General features: G+C 49.8%; 1 protein-coding gene and 2 rRNA genes. 1 reads left to right on the plus strand and 2 read right to left on the minus strand.

The window, feature by feature from the left end; all coding sequences use genetic code 11:
* The coding region (locus C4E06_RS05430; protein ID WP_198648347.1) for a HEAT repeat domain-containing protein at positions 1-349 on the plus strand (349 nt) is incomplete at its 5' end.
* Positions 350-668: 319 nt separating this feature from the next.
* On the opposite strand, the gene rrf is transcribed toward C4E06_RS05430, so the two are convergent.
* Both rrf and C4E06_RS05440 read right to left on the minus strand, forming a co-directional pair.
* Positions 669-786, minus strand: a 5S ribosomal RNA gene (rrf, locus tag C4E06_RS05435).
* A gap of 52 nt (positions 787-838) precedes the next feature.
* Positions 839-3,198 (minus strand): 23S ribosomal RNA (locus C4E06_RS05440); the annotation flags it as partial.

Consider the following 3,198-nt stretch of genomic DNA (forward strand, 5'->3'; position numbering starts at 1 on the left):
ATTGATACCGACTCCCCAAGAACGCAGTTTAATCTTAGAAGCACTTTCTCAAATTAGTGCAAGAACCCTCAAACCGATGAACCATGCTTTGAGCCTCTCCCTACGAGATAACAACCCTCAAGTCCGTAAAAATGCTATCCGAGATTTAACTCGTATTTATGAGTTAATGTCCCAAATTAGCCAACTGCTTTGTCATGCAATCGATGATAGCGATCGCGAAGTTCAAGAGACGGCTAAGTGGGCAATTAATCAATTAAATACTCAAATTCCCCCCCGTCTAGATATTCTAACAGGGGACAATTCTTCTGAGGTTACAGTAGAACAGTCTTATTCCGATACGGTAGATTGAACCTAAGGACGAGTATTAAAGACTGAGATATAGATTATCCTCCTACTCCTCCTATGAAAAAAAAAATTGAGGACCATAGGGAAATTGAAAAATCAAGACTAGAAGTTTCGCATTGACAGAAAATAAAATTATGCTGTCAAAGAAGCTGAGGGAGATAATTATTCTAAAATAAACTCTCGTGCTACTTTTAAGGAAAGTTCTCTTTGAAGAGAATATCAAGACTCTATAAAAGATTTTAAGTGAAGTGAGTCAAGAGAGAGAGATAAAAAAACCAAAAGCCACCCTTGAGGTGTTCAAGGATGGCTTTTGGAAAGAATAATTCTGGCATCGAGCTATTGTCCCAGTGGGCTACCCCACAAGTATCGTGGCCGCTGAGGTGTTTCACTGCCGAGTTCGGGATGGAGTCGGAGTGGGACCACCACGCTAGAGACACCAGAAAGTTAGTCTCAATATTTACCCTCAAGACTGCAGAATAAGAGTCAACATTAAAAGGTCAAGCCCTCGGTCTGTTAGTACACCTTGGCTTCATTCATTGCTGAACTTCCACCGAGTGCCTATTAACGGGTGGTCTTCCCGTGACCTTACCAGGTTAACCCTGTGAGAGCACTCATCTTGAGGTGGGCTTCCCACTTAGATGCTTTCAGCGGTTATCCGCTCCGCACTTGGCTACCCTGCGTTTACCGTTGGCACGATAACAGGTACACCAGCGGTGCGTCCTTCCCGGTCCTCTCGTACTAAGGAAGGCTCCTCTCAATGCTCTTACGCCTACACCGGATATGGACCGAACTGTCTCACGACGTTCTGAACCCAGCTCACGTACCGCTTTAATGGGCGAACAGCCCAACCCTTGGGACCTACTACAGCCCCAGGTTGCGATGAGCCGACATCGAGGTGCCAAACCTCCCCGTCGATGTGAACTCTTGGGGGAGATCAGCCTGTTATCCCTAGAGTAACTTTTATCCGTTGAGCGACGGCCCTTCCACTCGGTGCCGTCGGATCACTAAGGCCGACTTTCGTCCCTGCTTGACTTGTAAGTCTCGCAGTCAAGCTCCCTTCTGCCTTTGCACTCTTCGGCTGATTTCCAACCAGCCTGAGGGAACCTTTGCGCGCCTCCGTTACCTTTTAGGAGGCGACCGCCCCAGTCAAACTGCCCACCTGAAACTGTCCTTAACCCGGATTACGGGTCTAAGTTAGAATTCTAGCCTCCCTAGAGTGGTATCTCACCGTTGGCTCCATTTTCCCCACGAGGAAAACTTCAACGCCTCCCACCTATGCTGCGCAAGGGAAGCCCGAACCCAATTCCAAGCTACAGTAAAGCTTCATAGGGTCTTTCTGTCCGGGTGCAGGTAGTCCGTATCTTCACAGACAATCCTATTTCGCCGAGCCTCTCTCCGAGACAGTGCCCAGATCGTTACGCCTTTCGTGCGGGTCGGAACTTACCCGACAAGGAATTTCGCTACCTTAGGACCGTTATAGTTACGGCCGCCGTTCACCGGGGCTTCGGTCGCTAGCTTCGCCGAAGCTAACCAACTTCCTTAACCTTCCGGCACTGGGCAGGCGTCAGCCCCCATACTGCGTCTTGCGACTTGGCGGAGACCTGTGTTTTTGGTAAACAGTCGCCTGGGCCTCTTCACTGCGACCACCTTGCGGTGGCACCCCTTCTCCCAAAGTTACGGGGTCATTTTGCCGAGTTCCTTAGAGAGAGTTATCTCGCGCCCCTTAGTATTCTCTACTCTCCTACCTGTGTCGGTTTCGGGTACAGGTAATTAGAAATTAACGTGGTTCGGGCTTTTCTGGGAAGTCTGACTCGCATCACTTAAGAGCCGTAGCTCCTCGGACTCAGAACTTGGCTCAGGACGTTTTCTCCGTCCCTCATCGCCTCGTTTCCTTGCACCGGTAACCATCTTCCGGCTGATACTAAGCCTTCTCCGTCCCCCGCCACAATTTCTAATCAGTACGGGAATGTTAACCCGTTGTCCATCGACTACGCCTTTCGGCCTCGCCTTAGGTCCTGACTAACCCTCCGCGGACGAGCCTTCCGGAGGAACCCTTAGGATTTCGGGGTATATGATTCTCACATATATTTTCGCTACTCAAGCCGACATTCTCACTTCTGTACTGTCCACACCTGCTTGCCGCTAGTGCTTCACCCTATACAGAACGCTCCCCTACCACAGTTTCCTGTCCACAGCTTCGGTAAAATACTTAGCCCCGTTCATTTTCGGCGCAGGAGCGCTTGACCAGTGAGCTATTACGCACTCTTTTAAGGGTTGCTGCTTCTAGGCAAACCTCCTGGTTGTCTATGCACTCCCACCTCCTTTATCACTTAGTATTTATTTTGGGACCTTAGCTGGTGGTCTGGGCTGTTTCCCTTTCGACGATGAAGCTTATCCCCCACCGTCTCACTGGTTGATGCTTATAGGGTATTCTGAGTTTATCTCGCTTTGGTACCGCTCTCGCAGCCCGCAGCGAAATAGTGCTTTACCCCCCCATAAGGTACACAACCGCTGCGCCTAAACGCATTTCGGGGAGAACCAGCTAGCTCCGGGTTCGATTGGCATTTCACCCCTAACCACAGCTCATCCGCCAACTTTTCAACGTTGGTCGGTTCGGACCTCCACAAGGTATTACCCTAGCTTTATCCTGGCCATGGTTAGATCACCCGGGTTCGGGTCTACAAACTGTGACTATCGCCCTATTCAGGCTCGCTTTCACTTTGGCTTCATGGTCTCCCATTTAACCTGCCACAGCCTGTAAGTCGCCGGCTCATTCTTCAACAGGCACACGGTCAGACGTTAAATCGTCCTCCCATTGCTTGTAGGCTAACGGTTTCATGTTCTATTTCACTC

Source organism: Cyanothece sp. BG0011 (assembly GCF_003013815.1).
Lineage (GTDB): Bacteria > Cyanobacteriota > Cyanobacteriia > Cyanobacteriales > Microcystaceae > Crocosphaera.